Origin of the sequence: Phycicoccus sp. Soil803 (assembly GCF_001429685.1) — a bacterium.
Taxonomy (GTDB): Bacteria; Actinomycetota; Actinomycetes; order Actinomycetales; family Dermatophilaceae; genus Pedococcus.
The window spans coordinates 1,119,846-1,142,103 of sequence record NZ_LMST01000001.1 but is presented as its reverse complement, the minus strand read 5'-3'; the positions used below and the strand labels follow the sequence as shown (position 1 = coordinate 1,142,103).

21 protein-coding genes are annotated in these 22,258 nt (G+C 70.4%); 19 read left to right on the top strand and 2 right to left on the bottom strand.

Annotated elements, in window-relative coordinates:
* Positions 1–190: 190 nt before the first annotated feature.
* The 15 genes from ASG95_RS05325 (at position 191) to ASG95_RS05255 (ending at position 18,133) form a co-directional block, all read left to right on the top strand.
* Positions 191–1,669 (top strand): uracil-xanthine permease family protein, encoded by a 1,479-nt coding sequence (locus ASG95_RS05325; RefSeq protein WP_057376806.1) that lies wholly within the window; start codon positions 191–193, stop codon positions 1,667–1,669.
* A gap of 105 nt (positions 1,670–1,774) precedes the next feature.
* Positions 1,775–2,677, top strand: coding sequence for a xanthine dehydrogenase family protein subunit M (locus ASG95_RS05320; protein WP_057376805.1), 903 nt, complete (start codon positions 1,775–1,777; stop codon positions 2,675–2,677).
* Entirely contained in the window at positions 2,674–3,195 is a 522-nt protein-coding gene (locus ASG95_RS05315; RefSeq protein WP_056922970.1) for a (2Fe-2S)-binding protein, read from the top strand. The genes ASG95_RS05320 and ASG95_RS05315 overlap by 4 nt, the downstream gene beginning before the upstream one ends.
* Positions 3,192–5,669: an aerobic carbon-monoxide dehydrogenase large subunit gene (gene cutA, locus ASG95_RS05310; RefSeq protein WP_057376804.1), complete on the top strand. Its 2,478-nt coding sequence runs from the start codon at positions 3,192–3,194 to the stop codon at positions 5,667–5,669. The genes ASG95_RS05315 and cutA overlap by 4 nt, the downstream gene beginning before the upstream one ends.
* Positions 5,666–6,283 (top strand): carbon monoxide dehydrogenase subunit G, encoded by a 618-nt coding sequence (locus ASG95_RS05305; protein ID WP_056922972.1) that lies wholly within the window; start codon positions 5,666–5,668, stop codon positions 6,281–6,283. The genes cutA and ASG95_RS05305 overlap by 4 nt, the downstream gene beginning before the upstream one ends.
* Positions 6,283–7,179, top strand: coding sequence for a carbon-nitrogen hydrolase family protein (locus tag ASG95_RS05300; RefSeq protein WP_057376803.1), 897 nt, complete (start codon positions 6,283–6,285; stop codon positions 7,177–7,179). Before ASG95_RS05305 ends, ASG95_RS05300 begins: the two co-directional genes overlap by 1 nt.
* Before the next feature lie 109 nt (positions 7,180–7,288).
* On the top strand, positions 7,289–8,767 hold the full coding sequence (locus tag ASG95_RS05295) for a serine hydrolase (RefSeq protein WP_162259369.1): 1,479 nt from the start codon (positions 7,289–7,291) through the stop codon (positions 8,765–8,767).
* 139 nt (positions 8,768–8,906) lie between these two features.
* Entirely contained in the window at positions 8,907–9,305 is a 399-nt protein-coding gene (locus tag ASG95_RS05290; RefSeq protein WP_157581745.1) for a hypothetical protein, read from the top strand.
* 103 nt (positions 9,306–9,408) lie between these two features.
* Positions 9,409–9,837: a hypothetical protein gene (locus tag ASG95_RS05285; RefSeq protein ID WP_157581744.1), complete on the top strand. Its 429-nt coding sequence runs from the start codon at positions 9,409–9,411 to the stop codon at positions 9,835–9,837.
* A gap of 71 nt (positions 9,838–9,908) precedes the next feature.
* Complete coding sequence (locus ASG95_RS05280; RefSeq protein ID WP_157581743.1) at positions 9,909–10,847, top strand: efflux RND transporter periplasmic adaptor subunit; 939 nt, start codon at positions 9,909–9,911, stop codon at positions 10,845–10,847.
* Complete coding sequence (locus ASG95_RS05275; RefSeq protein WP_082592347.1) at positions 10,844–11,578, top strand: ABC transporter ATP-binding protein; 735 nt, start codon at positions 10,844–10,846, stop codon at positions 11,576–11,578. The genes ASG95_RS05280 and ASG95_RS05275 overlap by 4 nt, the downstream gene beginning before the upstream one ends.
* Positions 11,575–12,819, top strand: a complete 1,245-nt coding sequence (locus ASG95_RS05270) for an FtsX-like permease family protein (protein WP_057376798.1) — start codon at positions 11,575–11,577, stop codon at positions 12,817–12,819. Before ASG95_RS05275 ends, ASG95_RS05270 begins: the two co-directional genes overlap by 4 nt.
* A gap of 90 nt (positions 12,820–12,909) precedes the next feature.
* Positions 12,910–15,048 carry a hydantoinase/oxoprolinase family protein gene (locus ASG95_RS05265; protein ID WP_057376797.1) on the top strand — a complete coding sequence of 713 codons (2,139 nt, stop codon included), beginning with the start codon at positions 12,910–12,912 and terminating at the stop codon, positions 15,046–15,048.
* On the top strand, positions 15,045–16,973 hold the full coding sequence (locus tag ASG95_RS05260) for a hydantoinase B/oxoprolinase family protein (protein ID WP_057376796.1): 1,929 nt from the start codon (positions 15,045–15,047) through the stop codon (positions 16,971–16,973). Before ASG95_RS05265 ends, ASG95_RS05260 begins: the two co-directional genes overlap by 4 nt.
* Before the next feature lie 38 nt (positions 16,974–17,011).
* Positions 17,012–18,133 (top strand): aminotransferase class V-fold PLP-dependent enzyme, encoded by a 1,122-nt coding sequence (locus tag ASG95_RS05255; protein WP_057376795.1) that lies wholly within the window; start codon positions 17,012–17,014, stop codon positions 18,131–18,133.
* Positions 18,134–18,170: 37 nt separating this feature from the next.
* Here the strand turns inward: ASG95_RS05255 and ASG95_RS05250 are convergent, their stop codons facing one another.
* Positions 18,171–18,782: an NADPH-dependent F420 reductase gene (locus ASG95_RS05250; protein WP_057376794.1), complete on the bottom strand. Its 612-nt coding sequence runs from the start codon at positions 18,780–18,782 to the stop codon at positions 18,171–18,173.
* Between the two features lie 207 nt (positions 18,783–18,989).
* On the opposite strand from ASG95_RS05250, the gene ASG95_RS05245 reads away from it, so the two are divergent.
* A complete protein-coding gene (locus ASG95_RS05245) occupies positions 18,990–19,652 on the top strand; it encodes a TetR/AcrR family transcriptional regulator (RefSeq protein ID WP_057376793.1) in 663 nt (220 codons plus the stop codon).
* A 40-nt stretch (positions 19,653–19,692) separates the two neighbouring features.
* Here ASG95_RS05245 and ASG95_RS05240 read toward each other — a convergent pair whose 3' ends face one another.
* A complete protein-coding gene (locus ASG95_RS05240) occupies positions 19,693–20,256 on the bottom strand; it encodes a TetR/AcrR family transcriptional regulator (protein ID WP_057376792.1) in 564 nt (187 codons plus the stop codon).
* Between the two features lie 131 nt (positions 20,257–20,387).
* Between ASG95_RS05240 and ASG95_RS05235 the strand changes: the two genes are divergently transcribed.
* The 3 genes from ASG95_RS05235 (at position 20,388) to ASG95_RS05225 (ending at position 22,153) form a co-directional block, all read left to right on the top strand.
* Positions 20,388–20,903 (top strand): cupin domain-containing protein, encoded by a 516-nt coding sequence (locus tag ASG95_RS05235; RefSeq protein ID WP_057376791.1) that lies wholly within the window; start codon positions 20,388–20,390, stop codon positions 20,901–20,903.
* A gap of 160 nt (positions 20,904–21,063) precedes the next feature.
* A complete protein-coding gene (locus tag ASG95_RS05230) occupies positions 21,064–21,960 on the top strand; it encodes a glycoside hydrolase family 15 protein (RefSeq protein ID WP_162259368.1) in 897 nt (298 codons plus the stop codon).
* Positions 21,935–22,153 (top strand): hypothetical protein, encoded by a 219-nt coding sequence (locus ASG95_RS05225; protein ID WP_057376789.1) that lies wholly within the window; start codon positions 21,935–21,937, stop codon positions 22,151–22,153. The genes ASG95_RS05230 and ASG95_RS05225 overlap by 26 nt, the downstream gene beginning before the upstream one ends.
* Positions 22,154–22,258 lie beyond the last annotated feature (105 nt).

Below are 22,258 nucleotides of genomic sequence, written 5' to 3'. Positions count from 1 at the left end.
ACAGCCCATTGCACTCCTGCGCGACGCGGAATGCGAGCGCGCCACTCCGCATACTCTGCCGAAAGGCGCGCGGGAGTCGATAGCAACAATTGCCCAATGCAGCGGGCGGTGGGGCCGCTAGTTTTCGCCTATCCCGGAAGGGACTGTGGGCCGCCGGCTGGGTGGCCACACCCGTGGAGAAGGAGTCCGCATGTCACTGGGCCTGGGTTGGAAACTGCACGGAGACGGCAACCTCTCCGGACCGGACGACGTCGTCGCCCCGGACGAGCGCCTCGGTTGGGGCAAGACCGTCGGGCTGGGCGCGCAGCACGTCGTCGCGATGTTCGGGGCGACCTTCGTCTTCCCGCTGATCATGGGGCTCAACCCCCAGCTCGCGATCATGATGAGCGGCGTCGCGACCATCGCGTTCCTGCTGATCGTGCAGGGGAAGGTCCCCAGCTACCTGGGCACCTCCGCCTCGTTCGTCGGTGGGGTCGCCGCGATCCGCGCGCAGGGTGGCGACTCCAAGGAGGTCACCGGCGCGATCCTCGTCGCGGGCCTGGTGCTCGCCCTCGTCGGCCTGCTGATCCACTTCCTCGGATCGGGCGTCCTGCACAAGGTGCTGCCGCCGGTCGTCACGGGCGCCGTCGTCATGCTCATCGGGTTCAACCTCGCGCCGGTCGTCGCCAACATCTACTGGCCGCAGGACCAGTGGGTGGCGTTCTTCGTGATGGTCTTCACCATCGTCTGCGCCGTGGCCTTCCGGGGCTTCATCTCGCGCATCGCGATCTTCCTGGCGCTGATCTTCGGCACGGTCCTGTCGTGGGTCCTCGACAAGACCGTCGGTGAGATCACCTCCGTGCTCGGTGGCGCCACCGAGGCGACCAGCCACTTCCGCACGAACTTCTCCGGCGTCAAGGACGCCGCCCTCTTCGGCTTCCCGTCGCAGACGACCGTCGCCGCCGATGGCAAGGAGGTCGTGGGCTGGCACACGCCGAGCTTCTCGATGGCGGCGATCCTCCTCGTCCTGCCCGCCGTGATCGCCCTGATCGCGGAGAACACCGGTCACGTCAAGGCGGTGGCCGAGATGACCGGCCACGACCTCGACCCGGTGATGGGTCGCGCCATCGCGGCCGACGGTGTCGGCACCGTGCTCGCCTCGGCGGTCGGCGGCTCCCCCACCACCACGTACGCCGAGAACATCGGTGTCATGGCGGCGACCCGCGTCTACTCGACCGCCGCCTACTACGTGGCAGCGGTGGTGGCGATCATCTTCGGCCTCTCGCCCAAGTTCGGGGCGCTCGTCGCCTCGGTCCCGGGTGGTGTGCTCGGCGGGATCACCGTGGTGCTCTACGGCATGATCGGCCTGCTCGGCGCCAAGATCTGGAAGGAGAACGGCGTCGACTTCGGCAACCCGATCAACCTCGTGCCGATCGCGGCCGGGATCATCATGGGCGTCGGTGACGTGAAGCTGAAGTTCACCGACAACTTCTCCCTCACCGGGATCGCGCTCGGCACCATCGTCGCCGTCGGCGGCTACCACCTCGCCAAGGCCCTCGCCCCACGCGAGCTGCGCGACCGCGCCGCCGCAGTCGGACCCGGCGGGACGGTGCTCACGGTCGGTGGCACGGACACCTACGGCGACAGCGACGGGGTCGACGACCTCTACCAGGGCGACGACCGCCGCTGACCCAGCCCCGACGAACCACGGTGTGGGCCCCTGATCGAGTCGGGGGCCCACACCCGTTCCAGCCCGGCCCTAGCCCCCATTGACTCCAGACGGCAGGATCAGTCCGTGAAGCCAGCCCCCTTCGTGCACCACGCACCCCGCTCCGTCGCCGAGGCGGTCGGGGTGCTGGCGCAGGTCGGCCACGAGGGCAAGGTGCTCGCGGGCGGGCAGAGCCTGATCCCGATCCTCAACATGCGACTGGCGTCCCCGGCCCACCTCGTCGACATCAACCAGGTCGCCGGGCTCGCCGACGTGGTCGTCACCGGCACCGAGGTGCGCATCGGTGCGCTGGTCCGCCACGCGCAGCTCGAGCACCACGACGAGGCGTATGCCGCGTTGCCGCTGCTGCGCCAGGCGCTCGTCAACGTTGCCCACCCCGTCATCCGCAACCGCGGCACCACCGTCGGCTCGATCGCGCACGCCGACGCCGCTGGTGAGATGCCGGCCGTGCTGGCCCTGACCGAAGGCGTCGTCGAGGCGGTGTCCGCGGGCGGCACGCGGGAGATCGCGGTCGCCGACTTCTTCGAGGGCGCCCTCGAGACCTCCCTCGGCGCCGACGAGCTGGTGGTGGGTGTGCGGTTCCGTCGCTTCGCGGAGGGCACGGGCACGGCCTTCATGGAGCGCGCGCGGCGACACGGTGACTACGCCTTGGCCGGGGTCGCGGCGGCCGTGCGCGTCGAGGACGGGGTCGTCGCCGACGCCCGGCTCTCGTTCGTGTCCGTCACGGACGTGCCGCGCACCCTCGACGTCACCTCCGCCTTCGCCGGTCAGGAGCACGACGCCGTCGACTGGTCCGCGGCTGCCGACCTCGTCGCCGGCGCCATCGAGCCCGACGGCGACATCCACGCCACCGCGGCCTACCGCGCCATGCTCGCGGCCGAGCTGTCGAGGCTCACCCTGGCCGCTGCCGCTGCGCGATCCGTTGCCCTGCAGCAGCATCCGTCCGACAGCGAAGGACCCGCCGCATGACCGAGCCCATCGCCGACTCCGCGACCGAAGAGCTGCTCGACCTCACGGTCGTGGTCAACGGCGTGCCGCGGCACGCCAAGGCGCCCGCCCGCCGGCTGCTGTCCGACTTCCTGCGCCACGACCTGCGACTGACCGGCACCCACGTGGGCTGCGAGCACGGGGTGTGCGGTGCGTGCACGGTGCTCGTCGACGGCCAGCCGATGCGGTCGTGCCTCATGTTCGCCGTGACCGCCCAGGCGCACGAGGTCACCACGGTCGAGGGCCTCGGGGCGATCGACTCGATGGGTCCGGTCCAGCAGGCGTTCATCGAGTGCCACGGCCTCCAGTGCGGGTTCTGCACGCCCGGCTTCCTCACCACGATCACGGCCTACCTCGAGGACCACCCGCACCCCACCGCCGACGAGGCCCGCGAGGCCATCTCGGGCAACCTGTGCCGCTGCACCGGCTACCAGAACATCGTGAAGTCGGTGCTGCGGGCCGCCGAGCTGCGCGCCGAACGCGCAGGTACGACGACATGACCAGCCAGATGTTCGGCGCCCCGGTCAAGCGGCGCGAGGACCCGCGGCTGGTGACCGGCGGCGGGCGCTACCTCGACGACCTGGGCCACAGCGCCCTCGCCGCGGCGTTCGTGCGCAGCCCGCACGCCCACGCCCGCATCGTCGACATCGACGTCACCGACGCCCTCGACGTCGACGGCCTGGTCGGCATCTGGACCCACGAGGACCTCCCCGGTCGCGTCGGCGAGCCCCTGCCGCTGCTCATCCCCCACCCGACGCTCACCCACGGACGCACCCAGTTCGCGCTCGCCCGCGACGAGGTCAACTACGTCGGCGAGGCCATCGTCATGGTCGTCGCGCGCGACCGCTACGTCGCCGAGGACGTCTGCCAGCGGATCAGGGTCGACTACGAGCTGCTGACCCCGGTCGTCGGCATCGCGAACGCCAGGGACGGCGCGGCCCTGGTCCACGACGACGTGCCGGGCAACGTCGCGTGCCGGATGCTCCAGGAGGTCGGCGACGTGGACGCCGCGATCGCGGCCGCACCCCACACCCTCGAGCTCGACCTCGACATCGAGCGCAGTGCCTGCATGCCGATGGAGGGCAAGGGGGTGCTGGCCCGCTGGGACTCCGACAAGGGTGAGCTGCGCATCTTCTCCTCGACGCAGACCTCGACCGGGGTGCGCGCGGCCGTCGCGGCCAAGCTCGACCTGCCCCTGGCGAAGGTCGAGTGCATCGCCCCCGACGTGGGTGGTGGCTTCGGCGTCAAGATCAACCACCCCTGGCCGGAGGAGGTGCTGATCCCTTGGGCTGCAAGGCTTCTCGACCAGGAGGTGAAGTGGACCGAGGACCGGCGCGAGCACTTCATCTCGAGCGCCCACGAGCGCGGCCAGCTCCAGCAGATCCGGGTCGGTTTCGACGACGACGGGCGGGTGCTCGGCCTGGACGTGAAGTTCTGGCACGACAACGGCGCCTACACGCCCTACGGCATCATCGTCCCGATCATCACGTCGACCCAGCTGCTGGGGCCATACAAGCCCGGCGCCTACCGGTGTGAGTTCTGGTCGCTCTACACCAACACCGTCCTCGTGACGCCGTACCGAGGGGCCGGACGGCCGCAGGGCTGCTTCGCCATGGAACGCACCATGGACGCCATCGCCGACCGGCTCGGCCTCGACCGCGCCGAGGTCCGGTCCCGCAACTTCATCCTCCCCAGCGAGATGCCCTACGACCACGGGCTGCTCTTCCAGGACGGCCGCCCGCTGAAGTACGACTCGGGCGACTTCCCGGCCAGCCTGGCCAAGCTCAAGGCCCTGGTCGGCTGGGACGACTTCGCGGCCTACCGCGAGCAGGCCGAGGCGGAGGGCCGCAGGGTCGGCCTCGGCATCGGTTGCTACGTCGAGGGCACCGGCGTCGGGCCCTATGAGGGCGGGCACATCCAGATCGAGACCAGCGGCCGGGTCAACGTCTCGACCGGCCTCACCTCGCAGGGGCAGGGCCACGAGACGTCGTTCGCGCAGATCGTGGCGCAGGAGCTCGGGGTGTCGATCGAGGACGTCTTCGTCACGACCGGCGACACCCGCCGGATGCCGTACGCCGTGGGCACCTTCGCCTCGCGCGCGGCGGTCATGAGCGGCAACGCCATCGCCCTCGCCGCGCGCAACGTGCGGGCCAAGGCGCTGCGGATCGCGGCCGATGCGCTCGAGGTGTCGGCCGAGGACCTCGAGATCGTCGACGGTGACATCCGGGTGAAGGGCGCCCCTGGGACCCACATGTCGCTCGGCACGGTCTCGGTGATGTCCAACCCGCTGCGCTACGCGTTCGACGAGGCGGCCAAGGCGGCCACGCAGTTCGCCGGGACCGCCGACCACTCCAAGCCTCCCGTCGCCGACGACGACGAGCCCGGGCTGGAGGGCAAGGACTTCTACTCCCCCACCCAGGCGACCTTCGCCAACGGCATGCACGCGGCGATCGTCGAGACCGACCCGGTCACCGCCGAGGTGAAGATCCTGCGCTACTGCGTGATCCACGACTGCGGCACGATGATCAACCCGATGATCGTCGAGGGCCAGGTGCACGGCGGCGTGGCCCAGGGCGTCGGCGGCGCGCTCTACGAGCGCATGGTCTACGACGACTCCGGCCAGCTGCTCAACGCCAGCTTCATGGACTTCCTGATGCCGTACGCCTCGGAGGTCCCCCACATCGAGACCGACCACCTCGAGACGCCGTCGCCACTGAACCCGTTGGGGATCAAGGGCGCCGGCGAGGCCGGGTGCATCCCGGTCACCGCGGTCATCGCGTCGGCGATCTCCGACGCCGAGGGTTTCGCGATCACCTCGATGCCGATCTCGCCGGTCGAGCTGTGGGAGCTGCGCCAGCGGCACGCCCGCGGTGAGATCCCCTCACTCCGCGGCACGCGGCATACCCCGTCCACGCCTGCCCAGTCCGCGCATGGCACGTCCGCACCGTCCACGCCCTCCCGGGAGGCACCATGAAGATCTCCGGCACCGCCGCCCTCAAGGCGACACCGCAGCAGGTGTGGGACGCCTTCCACGACCCCGAGGTGCTGGCCCGCTGCCTGCCCGGCTGCGAGTCGCTCACCGAGGTGGGGCCGGACGAGTACGCCATGACGGTGACCGCCGGGGTCGCCGCGATCAAGGGCACCTACGACGGCAAGGTCGCCCTGCTCGACCCGCGGCACCCCGAGCGGTTCACGATGAAGGCGCAGGGAGCCGGCGGACCCGGCACCGTCGACGCCGACGTCGTCGTCCACCTGGCCCCGTCAGCGGCCGGCGGGACCGACCTGTCCTACGACGCCGACGCGGCGGTCGGCGGCATGATCGGCGGCGTCGGCCAGCGGATGCTCTCGGGGGTGACGCGGAAGATGGCCGGCCAGTTCTTCGAGGCCGTCGACGACGACATCGCCGGGGTGCGCAAGGAGAAGAAGACCAAGCCGGTCGAGGTGCCCTCCGGTCCGCGGCCCATCGAGGCGGTCGGCACGTCGACGGCCGGTCGAGGCGGACCGCGCGACTTCGGCTGGGGCGTCCTGACCGGTGGGGCCGTCGCGATCGCGGGGGTTATCGTGGGATGGCTGATCGGAGGACGATGATGCGCGCATTCACCGCGGCTGCCATCCAGCTCGCACCGGTGCCGGGACCCCTGTCGCCGGAGTCGGTGCGCAAGAACCTCGACAAGTGCGTCGACTTCACCCGGCGGTGCGTCGACGCGACCGGCGCCGAGCTGGTCGTGCTGCCCGAGTCGGCCACCACCGGGTTCACGCCGGACTGCTCCGTCGAGGAGCTGTGGGACCTCGTGTCCGAGATCCCCGGCCCCGTCACCGAGCCGGTGCAGCAGGTCGCGCGCGACCTCGGGGTGTATGCCGTGCTGGGCACCTATGAGCGGGGCCCCGAGCGGGGCGTCATCTACAACTCGTCGGTGCTGGTCGGGCGCGACGGCGAGGTGCTCGGCGTCTACCGCAAGACCCACCCGTTCTGCACCGAGCACGTCGACGGCGGCGGCTGGGTCACCCCGGGCAACACCGTGACGGTGGTCGACACGGACCTCGGCAAGATCGGCATGATCATCTGCTTCGACGGCGACTACCCGGAGCTCACCCGCATCCAGGCGGTCCAGGGAGCCGAGGTCATCTGCCGCCCGAGTGCGCTGCTGCGGTCGGCCGACATCTGGGAGCTGACCTCGCGGGCGCGGGCCTACGACAACCACGTGTTCGTCGTGGGAGCCAACGCCACGGGGATCGACCCGGCCGGGGTGCTCTACTTCGGCAACTCCCACATCGTCACGCCCACCGCGCACATCGCGGCCAAGGCGGCCTCGCACGAGGGCTGGGTCTCGGCCGTGCTCGACCCCGCCACCGCCCTGTCGTCGCTCACCCCGGGCTCCAACATCGGGCAGGGGTTCGACCACCTCCGCGACCGCAACCTCGACCTGATCCGCGCCCACCGCGACGAGCTCGAGCGCCCTGCGGAGACGTCCTTCCCCCACTGACACCGCGTCGGTCCGTGGCGCCCGCGTCACGGATCGACGTCGCCGGCCGTCCGGGCGCCCATCCGTGGCCCTGCTGGCACGAATGCGCTCCGCCGACAAGACTGGCCCGATGCCGCTCCCGTCCAGCACGCCCTCGGCCCAGGGTGTCGATGCCCTCGGCATCCTCGCCCTCGTCGACGCCCTCGAGTCCGGCGGTCACGACCCGCACAGCCTGCTGGTCGCCCGGCACGGCCGCGTCATCGCCCGCGGGTGGTGGGCCCCCTACGCGCCCGAGCGGGTCCAGCTCGTCTACTCGCTGAGCAAGTCGTTCACCGCGACGGCCGTCGGGCTGCTCGTCGACGAGGGTCGGCTGTCCCTCGACCAGCCCGTCCTCGACCTCCTGCCCCCCGGCGACCTGGCGGAGGGGGTCGAGGTCCCGGACCGCTACCGCCGGCTCACCCTCGGCCACTGCCTGACGATGGCGACCGGCCACGACGCGGAGGGCTGGGGTCCCGACGTCCTCCGCGCGGCCCACGAGCCCACCGGCGACGACGACCACGTCGACCCGGTGCTGGCGGCGATCCTGGCCACACCGCAGGAGCACGAGCCCGGCAGCGCGTGGGCCTACAACCAGGTCGCGACCTACCTCGCTGCCGGCGCGGTCCGCGGGGTGACCGGCTCGTCCGTGCTCTCCCTCCTGCGCGAGCGGGTCCTGCCGCTGCTCGACCCCTCCGGTGGGGCGGACGTGGTGTGGCACCGCACCGCCACTGGCCGCGAGCTCGGCTTCTCCGGCATCCACGTCGGCACCGACGCGATCCTCGGCCTGGCCCAGCTCTACCTCGACCACGGCCAGTGGGACGGGTCCCCACTCCTGTCGCCCGAGTGGGTCGACACCGCCACCACGTCGACGGGGCTGCCCAACCGGGAGACCGACCCCAACCCGGACTGGCGCGAGGGCTACGGCGGCTCGTTCTGGATGGCCCGGCACGGCTACCGCGGCGACGGCGCCTACGGGCAGTACGCCATCGTGTTGCCGGAGCAGGACATGGCCATCGCGATCACCAGTGAGACCCTCGACATGCAGGCCCTCCTCGACCTCGTCTGGGACCACCTGCTGCCAGCGGTCGGCCAGGCGGACGAGGTCGGCGACGAGCTCGCCGACGCCGCCCTCGAGGAGCGGCTCGACATGCTGACCGTGCCGACCCCGTCGTCGTCCGGCCCCGGACCAGAGGCCGCGCGCTGGGTGCGTGCCGAGGACAGCACCCTGCCCGAGGCGTATGCCGCGATGAGCCTCGCGCCCGGCGGCGCGGCATACGAGGTGGTCCTGGACTGCCACGACACCCAGGTCCGCCTGGACGTGGGCGACGGCGAATGGGTGTTCTCGACCTTCGCCGTGGGCGGCGTCGAGCTGCCGGTGATGTCCTCGGGCGGCTGGGACGCGGAGGGCTGCTTCAGCGCGGACCTGCGCCTCGTCGAGACACCGCACACCCTGCGGCTGCGGACCCGGACCGACGGGACCGTCCACCTCGGCTGGCGCGAGGTGCCGCTCTACGGCGCGGAACCGCTGGACCTCGCCGTGCACGGTTCGGCCCTGCCCCGCCAGGACTGACGTCCGGAGGCAAACCGGGCCGAGCGTACCCACCCGTCGTCAAACTCGCGCAATTTCCTTGACTTGCTGTTCACGCCCCTATAGAACTACCCATGAACATGGGGAAACAGACATGGGGAATGAACACCTAGGGGGAGATGTGCACACAACTATTCGTAGGGCCGCGATCGCCACGGTGGCGTCGATCGCGCTGGCCGTCGCGACCATGGTCGGCGCGGGCGCCAACACCAAGACCTCGACCTCGTCGACCGGGTCGATCATCGAGTGGAAGCTGGGTGGGACCTACTACTACCAGCAGCACGACCACGACGACTTCGGGCTGGACGTCATCTCCGGCATCGCGATCGACGCGCGCTGGGCCAGCTGCAGCATCAGCGGCGGTACGGGCGCCACCAAGTACAACATCACGGTTGCGGAGGGCCGACGGGTTCTGGGCACCGACTTCCTGGCGGGCACCTGCCTGCGCGTCCAGTACCGCGGCTACTCGTCCACCGGGACCTTCTCGTCCACGCAGTACTGGAACTACAACTTTGCGTGACCACGGACGGCTCGGGCGCGGGACTGTCGTGGCCCTGGCCGCGGCGACAGCACTCTTGGCACTCGCCTCCCTGGGCGCGTGCAGCAGCACGGACGAGCCCGCCGTGACGATCGAGCAGAAGCAGACCGCCGACGCCAACGCTCCGCAGTCTGCCTCCGCCGACAAGCGCGAGCAGTTTCTTCCGTTACTGCGCAAGTACCACGACCAGGTGGTCTGGCCGCCAGGGCGGGACGTCACGCCGGACGAGATGTGGAAAGGCATCGCCCACAACTCTGGGCAGGTCATCCTCGACGACACCGCAGCACAAGGTGAGGTGGGCTTCCGCAACCTCTGTGCCTGGGCGCTGACGGCCATCGACACGGTCAAGGCCGAGAAGGACACGGCCGAGGTGGGCAAGGGCCTCCTGCAGTCGCAGAAACTCATGCCCGGCGGCGAAGCGTTCTCCCAGGCGATGGCCGACGAGCTGGTCCTGGGCAACATCGAGAAGACCCAGCAGTTCGTCGTGGCCAACAAGTGCGACGACGACAGCTAGCGTCGGGACTACGCAGACCGATCCCACGGTTCCGACTGCGGCGGGTGGTCGCCCGCCTCACCCTGTGCTTGGTGGTCACTGCGTCCGTCGGGTGTTCGGCGCCGACCATCTCGCCCGCGGAGGAGACGGCTGTGGTGCGCGCGTCGACGAGCCCAGCCGAGACTGTCGGGGTCGAGCAGGCTGACCTCTACCGGGCCCGCGAGGTCGCCGGCGTGGTCGAGCGGCGTCCGGAACGCACGGTCCGGTCGCGCTGGACCGGCACGTTCACGCCGGCCCGCGGCCTGCGCAAAGGAAGCGTGGTGACCAAGGGGGCCCGAGTCGGCGCCATCCGCACCTGCGCGACCACGTCGGGCACCGCCACGGCGGCCACGGGCACCGACCCGCCGGCCACGGGCACCGACCCGCCGGCCACGGGCAGCGACCCGGCGGCCACGGGCAGCGACTCCGCGGCCACCACCCCCGCGTGTCGCGTCGAGTGGCACGTCGTGCGGGCGCCGGTGGCGGGCGCGATCACGGCCCTGACGGGGGCGGAGGTCGCCGAGGGCGGCACGCTCGTCAGGATCCGGCCGCCCGGCTACGTCATCCGGGCCACCGTCACCGATCCGGCCGCGCTCTACGACCTGATGCGACCACCGCGGACCGCCAAGACCAGGATCGTGGGCGGGCCGGCCGGGTTCACCGTGCGGTTCGAACGCCGGGTCTACAACGCCGCGGACGGGTCGGTGGTGCTGGTCCTCGCCGTGCCCGACGACGTCAGCGTGGTGGAAGGGCTGCGCACCTCCACGGCCTTCGTGGTGAGCCGACGCACCGACGTCCCGACCCTGCCGATGACGGCGGTCCAGGGTACGACGGGCGCGGGGCAGGTGGTCGTGGTCGAGGGCGGGCGCACCGAGGTGACCCCCGTCGAGCTCGGCCAGCACGACGGGGCACGGGTCGAGGTGACCGGCCTGCCGGCCGGCACTCGAGTGCTCCGCTTCCCACTGGCCTCCGACTTCCTGGTCGGGCCATGACGTCAGGACCCGACTGGCACGGCGGGCTCGTCATCGACGCCGTCGGCCTGGCCAAGTCGTTCCGGACCCGCGGTGGCGGCGTGACCGAGCTCCTGTCCGACGCGTCCTTGCAGGTGGCGCCGTGGACGACCGTCGCCGTGACGGGCCGGTCGGGGGTGGGCAAGAGCACGCTGCTGCGGGCGCTCGGCCTGTTCCAGCCGTTCGACGCGGGCAGCTACCGACTCCTCGGCTCCGATGTCTCGGGGCTGTCCGACCGGGCCTGCTCGGCGTTGCGGGCCAAGCACATCGGCTTCGTCTTCCAGGAGTTCCGCCTGCTCCCCCACCTCACGGCGACGGGCAACGTCGAGACCGCCGCGGCGATTGCCGGGATGCCGGCCAGGACGCGCCGCCGCGAGGCACAGCGGGCGCTCGAGCTGGTAGGCCTGTCCCACCGACTCCGGGCCGGCCCGCGCACCCTGTCTGGTGGGGAGCAGCAGCGGGTGGCCCTGGCGAGGGCCCTGGTCAAGCGTCCCTCGCTGATCCTGGCCGACGAGCCCACCGGCGCCCTCGATGACACGACGGCCGCGGCGGTCCTGGACATCCTGCGCGATGCGGTGGCCGTCAGCTCCGCGGCCCTGGTGGTCGTCACCCACGACCCGGTGGTCGCCCAGGCGTGCGACCGACAGCTGCGCCTGCACGACGGGCAGCTGGTGCCGCTGCTCGACCACACCGTCGTGGGGCCCACCGCATGAGGCGTGCCGTCACGCTGGCCGGCCAGGAGGTCAGGGGCAACTGGCGTCGCAACCTCGTCAAGGGCGTGATCCTGTTCGGCGCCATCGGCACCCAGCTGTTCACCTCGCTCGCGGCGGCGGCCAGCGAGGAGGCGGTGACCACCTACGGTGCCGCGGTCTTCGGCTACGAGCAGACCTTCCGGGCCGACCTCGAGGCGCCGCCGTCGTTGGCCCAGCTGGAGACGATGGACGCGACCCTCGACCGCGAGACCGCGGCGCACCCGGGGGCGGTGGTGGTGCTGCAGGCCGACGTCAGCGCCGGGCTGACCTCCTCGCAGGCACCGGTCGCCGGCCCCGCGACGGCCACGTCGCTCATCTCCTTCCACGGACCGTGGGCCGAGATCAGCGCCACCACGGCGGCCTCGGCGAGCTTCGCCGAGGTGGACGGACCGACGGCGCTGCCCCGCCTGGTGGTCAGCGGCCCGATGGCAGACCGGCTGGGGGTGACCCCCACGCGACTGGTCACCGTCAGCGTTGCCGCCACGGCGCCGAGCACGGCCGAGTCAGGTGATGCCGGCGCCGACGCGTCCGACGCCTGGGCGCAGAGCCCGCGCGCCCTGCCTGACATCCCGGCCCACCGCGGGACGGTCGAGCGGAACAAGGCACTGGTCAACGACGTGCTGGCCAGCCGCAGCCTCCTGCACCTGATCGGCGCGGCACCCGAGAGCGCCTCGATCTACTGGCGCTGCACGGCTCCGGAGTGCGCCGACGTGGCGGGCATGGCCGCGACCATCGCGCGCACCGCCGGACTGAGCCTGGCCGCGGGCTACCGGGTCGACTCGCACGACGAGCTGAAGCCCGTCCTGCGCCAGCAACGCGAGCAGGGAGCCTTGTTCGCGTGGGTGGCCCTCGGTCTCGGCGCCATCGCGGTCGCCGTCGTGGCGACGGCGATGGTGGAGGTACGCACGCCCGAGCTGGTGACCCTGCGCACACTGGGAGCCACCCGCTCGACCCTCTTCGCGGCCGCCCTGCTCGAGGGACTGGTCGTCGCGGTGGTGGTCGGCATCGTCTCGATGGCGGCGAGCCTGGCGCTGGCCCGCCTCGACCCCGACCTGCTCAACCACATCGACGCGGTCGAGCTGACCCGGTTCCAGCCACCGCTGGCGGTCTACCTGCGCACCGGCGCCCTGACGGTACTGGTCGGCCTCCTGACCGGACTCCTCCCGGCCCTGCGCGCCTACCGGCTGGTGCGGGCCAACTGACACCGGGCCAACTGACGACACAGGCCTGACGAGGGCTGTTGGCAACTTGTGCCAAGGCGAGGCAGCCGCGCGACCGGTTGAATCTCACGCATGGCGCAGCGACGGATCAGGATCGGGATCGACACCGGAGGCACGTTCACCGACGTCGTCGCCTTCGAGGAGGACACCGGCGAGCTCGTCACGACCAAGACACCGTCGACACCCAGCAACCCGGCGGACGGCTTCATCAACGGCGTGACCAAGGTCCTCGACCTGATGGGGGCCACCGGGCAGGACGTCACCGCCGTGGCCCACGGCACCACCGTCGCCACCAACAAGCTCCTCGAGGGCAAGGTCGAGCGGCTCGGGTTCGTCACCACCGAGGGCTACGAGTTCATGCTCGAGATCGCCCGGCAGGCCGTCCCCGACGGCTACGGCAACTCCTACTTCTGGGTCAAGCCCCCGCGCATCGTGCCCGCCGACGCGGTCCGGACCGTCGGCGGCCGGATGGACTTCCAGGGCAACGAGATCCGGCCCTTCGACGAGGCGTCGGCCGTCGCCGCGGCGCACTGGTTCCGCGACCACGGCATCACCACGCTCGGCGTCTGCTTCCTGCACTCCTACGCCGACGACTCCCACGAGCTGGCCATGCGCGAGGTGCTGCGGCGCGAGCACCCCGAGGCGATCGTGTCGATCAGCAGCGAGGTGCTGCGCGAGTACCGCGAGTACGAGCGCTCGATGACCACCCTGGTCGACGCCGCCGTGAAGCCCAACGTCAGCCGCTACGTCACCAACATCCAGCAGCGCCTCGCCGAGATCGCCCCGGACGCCGCGTTCTCGATCATGAAGTCGAACGGCGGCGTGCTGTCCGCCGACGAGGTCGTCCACCAGCCGATCACCACGGTGCTGTCGGGCCCGGCGGCCGGCGCGCTGGGGGCCGGGCTGATCGCCAAGCGGGCCGGCTTCCCCAAGGTCCTCACCTGTGACGGTGGCGGCACCTCGACCGACGTGTCGGTGGTGCTCGACGGCGAGCCGACCCTGACCACCGAGGGCACCGTCGGCGCCTACCCCAGCAAGATCCCGATGATCGACGTCGTCACGGTCGGCGCGGGCGGCGGCTCGGTCGCCTGGGTCTCCCCCGAAGGCACGCTCAAGGTCGGACCCCACTCGGCCGGCGCCGACCCGGGTCCGCTCTGCTACGGCAAGGGCGGCACCGAGCCGACCATCACCGACGCCCACGTCGTGCTCGGGCGGATCCCGCCCCACCTGCTCGGCGGCGAGATCCCACTCGACGTCGAGGCCGCCCGCACCGGCATCGACGAGCTGGCGGCCAGGCTCGGCATCGACCCGGTCCGCTGTGCGACCGGCATCCTCGAGATCTCGGCCTGGAACCAGGCCAACGCGCTGCGCCAGGTCTCGGTGAAGCGCGGCCTCGACGTCCGTGACTTCATGCTCACCACCTTCGGCGGGTCCGGCTCGTTGCTCGCCTGCCGGCTCGTCGACATCCTCGACCTGGCCGGGGTCGTCGTCCCGCAGAACCCCGGCAACGTCAGCGCCTTCGGGCTGCTCACCGTCGACGTGAAGAACGACTACGTCCAGACCATGGTGTCCAAGCACACGGCACTCGACCACGCAGCCGTCCAGAAGACCTTCGACCACCTCACCGACCGGGCCGCGAAAGCCCTTGACGGAGAAGGCTTCCCACGCGACGCCCACCGCTACACGCGCACCGTCGACCTGCGCTACTTCGGCCAGGCCTTCGAGGTGCGCGTCACCGCCCCCGACGGCCTCGTCGACGAGGCGTATGCCGCGCACGTCGCCGAGTCGTTCCACGAGGCGCACCGCACCCTCTACGGCTATGACTTCTCGGCCGACCCGAGCCAACAGGTCGAGTGGGTGAACCTGCGCGTCACCGGGATCGGCCCGATCACCCGACCGGAGCTGCGCGAGCTCCCCACCCGGGGCGGCCGGTCTTCGGAAGATCCGCCGGGTCAGGGCACCGCCGATCTTCCGAACAACCGCACTCGACGCGAGGTCTGCTTCGACGCGGACCAGGGCTACCGGGACACGCCGGTGCTGTGGCGTCCCGACCTGCGCGCCGGCGACACGTTCGACGGGCCGGCCATCGTCGAGGAGTTCGGCTCGACGGTGCCGGTGCACCCCGGCTTCACCGTCCGGGTCGACTCGATCGGCAACCTGGTCATCACCAGAGCCACCACCACGACGACCACGACGGAAGGTGCGCGATGAACACCGCTGGCCTGCCCACGGCATACGAGCACGGCAACCGGCTGACCCCGCTGGGCACGCAGGTCGACCCGATCCTCGTGGAGATCGTCCAGGGCACCCTGGCCAGCGTCGAGATGGAGGTCGAGACGGCGATCGCCCGCACGAGTCGCTCGCCGATGATCCGCGACGCCCACGACTTCCGCGCGGGCATCCACGACCGGCAGCTGCGCAAGCTGACCGGCCGGTCCTACAGCGCGCTCGTCCACCCCATCGCCCGCGACTTCCCGCTCGACGAGATGTCCGAAGGCGACGTCTTCTTCCACAACGACGTCTACGAGTCCGAGGGCGGGATCGGGCACCTGCCAGACCTCTGCGTGACGGTGCCGGTGTTCAGCGGCGGCGAGGTGGTGGCCTTCGTCCAGGCGTTCGGCCACCACGACGACATCGGTGGAGCGGTCCCCGGGTCGATGCCGAGCAACGCCTCCAGCGTCTTCGAGGAAGGGCTCGCGGTCCCGCCGATCAAGTTGTGGGACAAGGGAGTTCCCAACAAGGCAGCCCTGCGGATCATGACCCGCAACAGCCGGATGCCCGACTCGCTGGCCGCCGACCTCGACGCCGAGTGCTCGGCCTGCCTGATGGGCGCGCGCCGGTTGTCCGAGCTGTTCGAGCGCTACGGCCGCGACACCATCGAGGCGACGTTCGACACCATCCTCGACCAGACCACCGAGACCTACCGGCGCGAGATCCTGTCGAAGATCCCCGACGGCACCTATGTCTGGGAGGACTACGCCGAGCACGACGGCGTCGACGACCCCAAGCTGCACACCCAGCGGATCACCCTGACCAAGGAGCCGACCGGCGGCCCCGGACCCGGTGACGGCGGCCCCCGCCTCATCATCGACTTCACCGGCACGGCGCCGCAGGCCAAGGGCCCGATCAACCACTGCGGCGACTACGTCGGCGGCAACTTCCTCAAGAAGTGGCTGGCCCCGATCCTGCGTAATCTCGCCGACAGCCCGGAGCGGATGGCCGAGCTCGACGTGAACGAGGGCGTCGTGCCCCTGATCGAGATGCGATTCCCCGACAAGGGCACCCTGCTCACCCCGATCTTCCCCGCCCCGACGAACGCCCGGACCTTCGTCATCCTGCGCCTGCTCGGGGTGCTGGCCGGCGTGGTGGCCAAGGCGGTCGACGGCAAGATGCCCGCCGACCAGGAGACCATCCGCTACACCGGCGTCTACGGCAAGGACCGCGACGGCAACGACTACCTCATGCGGGAGGTGCTCGGTGGCGGTTCGGGCGGCCGCTACTACGCCGACGGCGAGGACACCATCCACGTGGTGCCCGACTCGCGCAACCTGCCGACCGAGTTCACCGAGAGCCGGTTCCCGTTCATCGTCGAGCGGCTCGGGCTCGCCGTCGACTCCGGCGGCGCGGGCCGGTACCGCGGCGGGCTGGGCTACGAGAAGCAGATCAGGATGCTCAAGGACGCGCACTTCATGTCGATCGCTGACCGCTCGATCCTCGCGTGCTGGGGCGTCAAGGGCGGCAAGGCGGGGAGCTCGTTCAGCGTCACCGTCGACGTGGGCGGGCCGGACGAGCGCGAGGTCGACGCTCTCGCCGACGCCGAGCCAGTGAAGGCGGGGCAGGTGATCCGGATCCGCACCACCGGAGGCGGCGGGTGGGGCGACCCGCTCGAGCGCCCCTACGAGGACGTCGAACGCGACCTGCGCTGGGGCAAGGTGTCCTTCGAAGGTGCGCTCACGGCATACGGGGTGGTCGCCTCGGGGACCAAGGACGCGCCGGTCATCGACACGGCAGCGAGCGACACGCTGCGCCAGCAGCTGCGCGACGCGCGGCCCGAGGCGGCACCGTTCTTCGACCGCGGCCCCGGTTACGCCCGCCTCGCCGACGGCAAGGACGCCGCCGACGTCGACTGGCTCTGACCGGTGTCGGATTCCGCCAGGTGTGGCAGCCTGCTGCCGTGACCCTTCCCCGCGCCGACGTCGACCCCGATGGCCTGCTGGAGTACTCCGTCGTCTTCACCGATCGCTCGCTCAACCACATGTCGAAACGCTTCGTCGGGGCGATGCAGGACATCATCGACGTCCTGCGCACGACGTACTCGGCACACACTGTCGCGGTCGTCCCAGGTGGTGGCACCTACGCCATGGAAGCCGTCGCCCGACAGCTGGCCACCGGCCGCCGGTGCCTCGTCGTGCGCAACGGCTTGTTCTCCTACCGCTGGTCGCAGATCCTCGACGCCGGTTCCGTCGCCGAGGACGTGACGGTATGCCGTGCCCGTCCGGTCACGGGCGCGCCGCAGGCGCCGTGGGCCCCGGCCCCGGTCGCCGAGGTGGTCGAGGCCATCGAGCGCGACCGTCCCGAGGTCGTCTTCGCGGCCCATGTCGAGACCGCGGCCGGCATCCTGCTGCCGGATGACTACGTGCGGGCGATCGCCGACGCGACGCACGCCGTCGGTGGTGTCTTCGTCCTCGACTGCATCGCCTCGGGAGCCCTCTGGGTCGACATGGCCGACCTCCATGTCGACGTGCTGCTCAGCGCGCCCCAGAAGGGCTGGAGCGGGTCGCCGTGCGCCGGCTTCGTCATGCTCTCGGAGACGGGCCGCGACCGCGTCATGGCCACGACGTCGACCAGCTTCGCGGTCGACCTGCAGAAGTGGCTGACGATCACCGAGGCCTACACCGAGGGCCAGACGCCGTACCACGCGACGCTGCCCACCGACTCGCTCGCGCGCGACGCTGCGCTCATGGTCGAGACCCGCGCGCTGGGCCTCGACGTGCTGCGCGACGCCCAGACCTCACTCGGCGCTCGGGTGCGCGCGTTGCTGGCGGAGCGTGGCTTCCCCTCTGTCGCCGCCGAGGGTTTCGCTGCGCCGAGCGTGGTGGTGTCGTTCACCGATGACCCCGAGATCCGCACGGGGGCGAAGTTCAAGCGGGGCGGGATGCAGGTCGCTGCGGGCGTGCCGCTGATGTGCGGCGAACGTGACGACTTCTCGACGTTCCGCCTTGGCCTCTTCGGCCTCGACAAGCTGACCGACGTCGACGGCACGGTGGAGCGCTTGGCGGCCCACCTGAAGCACTAGCCCGTGCCTGTCGGGCTGACGCCGATGCGCAGCACCCTCAGTGGACCTCGGCGCCCAGGGCGAGGTCGAAGCCGCCACCATTACTGGCCAGCCCGACCAGCAGGAGGCCGGCCGACTCGAGGATCGAGGCTGCCTGCAGCCCTCCTGCGTCGAGGGTCCGGAGCTCCAAGCTCTCCAGGAACGCCGCGACGGATGACTTCGCCGCAACGCTGTCGCCCGCGATGAACGCGTCCAACGGCGTGCCCTTCGCAAGGACCTGGCCGAAGATCGTGTTCAGACCCTTCACGACGTGGGCGCTCTCGGGAGCGGCAGCCGCGATCTCCTGAGCAGCCGAGCTGGTGGTCACCAGACCGCTGGCGTCGGAGTTGAACGGGTTCGAGATGTCCACGAGGATCTTGCCGGCCAGTGCATCTCCGTACTTCGCGATCACATCAACCGCGCCGCTGTACAGGACGGCCAGGATGACGATGTCACCTGCCGGCGGTGCGCCGAATGTGCCGACGGTGGCCCCGTGGCCGATCTGGGCGGCGAGCGCCTGGGCCTTGGCGGCGTTTCGGCTCAAGAGCTCGACCGTGTGGCCGTGCTGAGCTGCCCGGGTGCCGATGGCGGCGGCCATGTTGCCCGAGCCGATGATGCTGATGGTGGTCATGATGATGGTTCCTCCTGCTTTGGTGGGCGGGTGTCAGGTGAGGCACCGCGGCTTGCATGGTCCATAACCGGAGGCACCCCTCATTCTATTCCGGAGGGGTGCCTCAACTTGACCGCAGGTGCTTCGGTCCCGACATCGGGGCGCGGGAACGACTTCGGGGCAGGGCAGAAGCGGAGGCTGCCCTCAGCATCGTCGTAGACTGGTGGAGTGAGCCAGGGCGACGTCGAGCAGCTGCAGAGACCGCTGCGCCGGGATGCCCGGGAGAGCCGCGACAAGCTCATCGCCGCCGCGCAGGCGGAGTTCGCCGCCCACGGCGTGGATGCCTCCTTGGAGAAGATCGCCCGCGAGGCCGGCGTCGCCATCGGCACCCTGTACCGGCACTTCCCCACTCGTCTAGACCTGCTCATGGCTGCCCTCAGGCCTCGGCTCCAGGAGTTCGTCGACGGGGCCAACAGGGCCGTGGAGATGGAGGATCCGTGGGACGGGTTCGTCGCCTACCTGGACAACCTGTTCGCGGTGCAAGCGGGAGACCGAGGCTTCAACGACTTCCTCTCCCGCCGCTTCCCCGGCAACTCGGAGACCGAGCACATCCACGACGTGATGTGCCAACAGATCGATGACGTTCTCGCCCGAGCCCAGGAGGCTGGACAGGCTCGCCCTGACATCACCCGGGCGGACATCATCAACCTGATCTGGTCCAACGGCCGCATCATCGACGCCACCAGCGCCAAGGCGCCCGCGGCGTGGCGGCGCCAGCTCTACCTGATGCTCGACGCCTACCGGGCCGAAAGGGCACACCCGCTCCCCGAACCGCCCATGACGGACGACCAGCTCTACGACGCCATGGTCCATCTCAGCAAGGTGAAGTAGCGACGCGCTGGCGTTGTTGACCGGCGAAGCAGGCGTGGTTTCAGGGGGCGACGGCGAGGGCCAGTGCGGTCATCGCTGAGACTGCAGAGGCGTTCGTCAGTCCGTTGTCGAGACAGAGGGACCGCCAGGTCCAGAAAGACACCGCGTGCCCCACGGCGCCGACGAGCTGTTTGGATCGTCGTGAGGTGCCGAACGGTTCGAGGAGCACGTCGCGGAAGGCGTGGTCTCGCTGGGACAGCTGGGCCTGGATCGTTGCCGGCAAGTAGTCCCAGTCGCCGTAGATCTGACGGAGCATGGGCTCGCCGGACCGGTAGAAGCGGTACAGGTCGGTCAGCCCGGCGCGCAACCGCTCCTCGGGGTCAGAGACGTTGGCCCATGCTGACGGCTGGGGAAGACGCTGCTGGGCAGTCCAGTGGGTCGAGCAGGCCGCGAAGAGGGACTCGTCGTCGGGAAAGTGCCGATACACCGTCAACCGTGTGACGCCCGCGCGCTCGGCGATCCCGGAGATCGTCGTGTGTGCCGGTCCCACGCTCTCGTGGAGCAACGAGGTGGCCTCGACGATTCGAAGGCGTGTCTCCTCGATGCTGCGAGCGCGCTGTCGCATCCGGTACGCGCGACTTTTGGATGAACGCTCGTGTTCAGTCAAAGTATTGACACCACTTCGGGCTGGGAGGACATTGGCTGAACACCAGTGTATTTCCATATCCGTCGGTCCACGTGAAGAAGAGGTGTTCCATGCCAGGTGTCGAGGCCCCGCCGCTGACCGTGATCCAGCCCGGCGAGGGACGGGAAGGGTCCCTCGGCTCGATCGGGGTGGTGTTCAAGCTGTTCGGGGAGCAGACGAACGGCCAGGTCTCCGTCGTCGAGCACCCGTTCCCGGTGGGCGCCCTCGTTCCGCCGCACCTGCACACGCTGGAGGACGAGTACTCCATTGTCACCGAGGGCGCGATCGGTTTCCGGTCCGGTGATCGTGAGGTCGTCCTCGAGGCGGGTGGGTACATCACCAAACCGCGTGGCGAGCTGCACACCATGTGGAACGCCGGTAGTACGCCGGCAAGGATGATCGAGATCATCAGTCCGGCAGGCTTCGAGCACTTCTTCTGGGGACTGGCAGACGAGCTCACGGACGGGCCACCCGACCCCGACGAGCTCGCTCGTCTCGCCGAGAAGCACGGCCTGCTCTTCCAGGACGCGCCGTGGCTGCCCGACCTGGTCGAGCGCTACGGCCTGACGCCCCTACCGCCTCGATAACCAGCGCGCCGCCGCGGAAAGCGCCCCCTCCAGAAGGCCAGCGCAGCAACACAGGGGTCGGAGAAGCGTCCCTACAGCGCGAGCCAACGCTGCGGAATGACGCACCGAATGGATCGCGGCATGAGGGGCGCTGGCTGGCACCTCCGCGACAATGTGGGCCATGGCCGCGATGTTGGATGCTCGATTCAGCCTTGACCTTCTCGTGGATTCTCAGTCCCCAAACGGGGCGATACCGGCGAGCACGGTGCACGAGGTGTATCGGTACGGATGGCTGCGGGACGGTTCCTGGTGCGCATATGCCATGGACCGCGGTGGTCGGCCCGACGCTTCGGCGCGCTGGCACCACTGGGTGGCAGAAACCCTCTTGCGGCACGAGCATCGGGTGGATGAAGCGCTGAACGCTGTCGCAGCGGGCACCGTTGATGGGCGGGTGATGATGCCGGCCCGCTCCACCCTTGCTGGTGAGGAGGAGCCAGTCGACCCCAGGCAGGAGTGGCCCAACTTCCAGACCGACTGCTACGGCTTCTGGCTCTGGGCCGCTGCCGACCACGTGCGCCGCAACGGCAGTCGCGTGGATCCGACAGTCGAAGGCGCCATGCGGCTGGTCGTGCGGTACCTGATGGGCGCCGGTGAGACGCCCTGCTACGACTGCTGGGAGGAGTACCCCGGCCTGTTGCACACGTCATCGCTGGCCGCGGTGTCGGCTGGGCTGCGCGATGCGGGCGAGCTGCTCGGCGACGCTGCTGCAAGTGGCTATGCCGAAGTCATCCGACAGCGGCTGCTGGGCGCGGAGTTCACCCTGGCGGGCGGCTTCGTCAGGTCCGCCGGCGGCGACACGCGCGTGGACGGGTCCCTGCTCTGGCTGGGCGTTCCGTTCGGCGTCGTGCCCGTGGACAGCGATGTTTTCCGGGTCACTGTGAAGAGAGTCCGCGAGGAGTTGCGCGCGCCCGGTGGTGGCGTGCGCCGCTACCTTGGCGAACTCCTTCTACGGAGGCAGCCAGTGGATCCTGCTGGCCGCGTCCCTGGGCCGGGTGGCCTTGGCCGAGGGCAATGTTGACGAGGCACGTGAGCTGCTGACCTGGATTCAGGGCACGGCCACGAGCGAAGGGTTCCTGCCTGAGCAGGTCGCTGCCGATGTGTACTCGCCGCACATGCTCGCGTTCTGGCGGCAGCGCTGGGGAGCCACCGCCACGCCGCTGCTCTGGTCGCACGCCATGCACCTGGTCCTGCTCAAGGAACTCCGACCGTAGCCGTCGCCGTGAAAGCGCGTGGGGATGGGCGCTCATCGGCATGCGAGGACGTCGACAACCGCCCGACTGGCGGCGATATGAAGGCAACCAGTGATGCCCGAGTCA

Coding starts and splice junctions, on each gene's coding strand:
- ASG95_RS05240 (WP_057376792.1), bottom strand. CDS start 20,256: ATGCGACAGCGCGCTCGCAGCATCGAGGAGACACGCCTTCGAATCGTC.
- cutA (WP_057376804.1), top strand. CDS start 3,192: ATGACCAGCCAGATGTTCGGCGCCCCGGTCAAGCGGCGCGAGGACCCG.
- ASG95_RS05265 (WP_057376797.1), top strand. CDS start 12,910: ATGGCGCAGCGACGGATCAGGATCGGGATCGACACCGGAGGCACGTTC.
- ASG95_RS05300 (WP_057376803.1), top strand. CDS start 6,283: ATGCGCGCATTCACCGCGGCTGCCATCCAGCTCGCACCGGTGCCGGGA.
- ASG95_RS05275 (WP_082592347.1), top strand. CDS start 10,844: ATGACGTCAGGACCCGACTGGCACGGCGGGCTCGTCATCGACGCCGTC.
- ASG95_RS05235 (WP_057376791.1), top strand. CDS start 20,388: ATGCCAGGTGTCGAGGCCCCGCCGCTGACCGTGATCCAGCCCGGCGAG.
- ASG95_RS05270 (WP_057376798.1), top strand. CDS start 11,575: ATGAGGCGTGCCGTCACGCTGGCCGGCCAGGAGGTCAGGGGCAACTGG.
- ASG95_RS05230 (WP_162259368.1), top strand. CDS start 21,064: ATGGCCGCGATGTTGGATGCTCGATTCAGCCTTGACCTTCTCGTGGAT.
- ASG95_RS05305 (WP_056922972.1), top strand. CDS start 5,666: ATGAAGATCTCCGGCACCGCCGCCCTCAAGGCGACACCGCAGCAGGTG.
- ASG95_RS05295 (WP_162259369.1), top strand. CDS start 7,289: ATGCCGCTCCCGTCCAGCACGCCCTCGGCCCAGGGTGTCGATGCCCTC.
- ASG95_RS05250 (WP_057376794.1), bottom strand. CDS start 18,782: ATGACCACCATCAGCATCATCGGCTCGGGCAACATGGCCGCCGCCATC.
- ASG95_RS05260 (WP_057376796.1), top strand. CDS start 15,045: ATGAACACCGCTGGCCTGCCCACGGCATACGAGCACGGCAACCGGCTG.
- ASG95_RS05325 (WP_057376806.1), top strand. CDS start 191: ATGTCACTGGGCCTGGGTTGGAAACTGCACGGAGACGGCAACCTCTCC.
- ASG95_RS05315 (WP_056922970.1), top strand. CDS start 2,674: ATGACCGAGCCCATCGCCGACTCCGCGACCGAAGAGCTGCTCGACCTC.